3 protein-coding genes are annotated in these 2,495 nt (G+C 69.8%); all 3 read left to right on the top strand.

From position 1 onward, the window contains the following. The first annotated feature begins 99 nt into the window (after positions 1 to 99). From ACFWY9_RS40815 to ACFWY9_RS40805, 3 genes are read left to right on the top strand one after another with little or no spacing between them, the layout of a single operon-like run. Positions 100 to 1,857 carry a hypothetical protein gene (locus tag ACFWY9_RS40815; protein ID WP_378341405.1) on the top strand — a complete coding sequence of 586 codons (1,758 nt, stop codon included), beginning with the start codon at positions 100 to 102 and terminating at the stop codon, positions 1,855 to 1,857. A gap of 55 nt (positions 1,858 to 1,912) precedes the next feature. Then, positions 1,913 to 2,125, top strand: a complete 213-nt coding sequence (locus ACFWY9_RS40810; RefSeq protein WP_378341404.1) for a hypothetical protein — start codon at positions 1,913 to 1,915, stop codon at positions 2,123 to 2,125. A gap of 36 nt (positions 2,126 to 2,161) precedes the next feature. Continuing rightward, positions 2,162 to 2,407, top strand: coding sequence for a hypothetical protein (locus ACFWY9_RS40805; protein ID WP_378341403.1), 246 nt, complete (start codon positions 2,162 to 2,164; stop codon positions 2,405 to 2,407). The last annotated feature ends 88 nt before the right edge of the window (positions 2,408 to 2,495 follow it).

The following is a 2,495-nucleotide window of genomic DNA, read 5'->3' as shown; positions in this document are numbered from 1 at the left end:
GTGCCCCCCGCCGGCCCCACAACCCACACTGCCGCGCCGCGCGGGGCGGCGGCCGCGGCCCCCCCCGCCCCCCCCCCCCACTCCACCCGGAAGGTCCCCATGGATCACCATGTCGTCCCGGCCACCGGTTCGTCCGGAGTGGACATCGCCGCGCTGCTGCTGAGACTCGTCCTCCTGCTGAGTACTGCTTTCCTCGCCGGTACCGGCGTCCTGCGACCGCTCGTGGACAAGTTGCCGCGCCGGTTGCTCATCGCCGTCGGCTTGCTCGGTGGTGTCTCGGCTGTAGCGGCGGTGGTGTCGGCGTTCGTCGTCGACCTCAACGTGTACGCGCTGGCCGTCCATCTCGTGCTCGCCGCGGTGATCCCCGTGCTGATCCGCTGGCCGTCCGCCGGCCGGTGGGCGTCGATCGCGTTGATCGTCCTGGTGGTACTGGAAACTTCCCTCGGCCGCTCCGGTGTCGATTTCGCCGTCGACACGGTCTACGTGGTGGGCGCCGCGTTGTGGTTCGGTGTCACCGTCCTGTCCGCGGGAGTGCCCGCGGATCGCTGGCGTGGCACCGCTTTCCGGCTCGGTCCACTCGCGCTGACGATCGGTGGCCTGCTCGCGGTCGCAGGCGCGGTGCAACTCGTCCAATCCGGGCTCGGCTTCGACCGGCGGTTGTACGAAACCCTCTTCGGGGTCGCGCTGCTGGCGATCGTCCTGTTGCCGATCGTGGTGGCCGTTCTTGCCGGAGTTTTACTGGGGGGCAATGATTCCAGTCGGGTGTACCGATTCGGCGCGGTCGGGGTCGCAGTGGGTTTTCTTGCCTGGAGCGCGCTGGCGGCCATTCCCCAGCCGCCTGCCCTGCCGGTTCCCGGGGTGCCGCTGATCGCCGACGCGGTAGCCGGTGGAGCACGGATCCCGGTGCTGCTCAGTCCGCAGCGGCCGGGCCGTAACCTCGTGCACTTCCCGGCCAGTGCGGGCGACGACCTGTCCGCCGGAGTGCCGGGCGGGCTGATCACCAAAGCTGCCGCACGGCCGGGTGCCGAGGGGAGCTGGGCCGAGGTCGAACTCCCGCCGGGACGCAGCGAACTGGTCGTGAGCAAGGGAACGGCCGAAACGAGGGTCGACGTCGACGCGGGGGACGCCGCCGGGCCCTCGATCGCCGACGCCGACGCGCCCGAATGTGCCAGCGCGGCACTCGGCGGAGTCATCGCCGGACGACGCGATGTGCTCGCCTCGTGCCCTGCCGACGTACTGTCCTCTGAGGACAGTGGTTCGCTGGTCAAGCTCGTGGAGTTCCTCGCGGGGCGAAAGCCTTCGGCGATCACTCTGGTCGGTGACGAATCGCCGCGCGGTGTCGCGGCGGCGAAGCTAGTGCGCGACACCGCGGCGCGCACCGGCCTCGCGGTGCGGGAAGATCCCGGCGCCGACACGGCGTTGGTCGTCGTTTCCGGCTGGGCCGGGGGATACACGGCGATGAGCCGCGCGGCGGAGTCGCAGCGGTTGAAGCCGACACATCAGTACGGCTTGTATCTCGCGCCCTGGCTGTTGAACGGTCCGATCGTGAATTCGGTCGCGAGTTCTTCGCTGCCGCTGCGGTTCGATCCGCGCGACCAGCTCGCCGTCGGCTACGCGGTGGCCGTGGGGAATTCCTTCGGCGGGGAGAGCCCGACCTTGGGCGGTTTTCGTTCCTGGCTCGGCGACCAATGGCGTTCGGCGAACGGCGATGTGCAGATCTTCGCCGCCGCGCAGGTCAACGCCATGCCGATGTATCCGAATGAACCACATGCCATCGGAATGGTGATGAACCGCGATTATGCGGGCCAGTGGGTTCCGGACGGAACCATTGTGCCGATCAGCGCGGTTCTCCGCTGATTTCCGCTTCCCGGAGGAAGCGGGGAAATTGATCGAAGTCAAGGAGGTGAATTCCATGAAGCGAATCGCAGCCAGGGTGCTGCTCCCGCTGGCCGCGGCGGCAGCGCTGACCGGGGTGGCGGGCGGGGTGGCCGACGCCGCCCCGGCCGAGAACACACCCATCTGGGTGACGCCGGACCTCGACCTCGGCGGTCTGCTCGGCCCCACGGTGCAGGCGCCGACCCAGCTCCTCGCGCCGATCTTCGGCTTGATCACGCCCATCTCCTGACCCCGCCCACCCCATGTCATCCCAAGGAGGGAACCAATGAAGAAAACCCTGGTCCGCGCGGCCGCGATCGCCACGCTCGCGGGCGTCGGCGTGCTCGGTGCCGCCGTGCCGGCACTGGCGGCCACAACGTCCGCCCAGGACGCGCCGGGCGGCGTGACCGTCGTGGACGAGCCCGACACGACCAACCTGAACAACATCTGGACGTTCGCGCCGCTCGGTGTTCCGGTGCTCGGCCTGATCCAGTCGCTCAACGGTGTCCCGGGCAGGCTGCTGCCCTCTTGAGCGCCCCGGCGGGGCCGCCGAGAGCCCCCGCGGGCAGGACCCCCCCACACTCCCGCCCGGGGGAGTACAGGAGGGGGAGAGCAACTGT

The sequence above is a fragment of the Amycolatopsis sp. NPDC059027 genome, from assembly GCF_042739735.1.
Classification (GTDB): Bacteria; Actinomycetota; Actinomycetes; order Mycobacteriales; family Pseudonocardiaceae; genus Amycolatopsis.
Note: the sequence above shows the minus strand (reverse complement) of the source record. Positions and strands in the feature narration are given on the sequence as shown.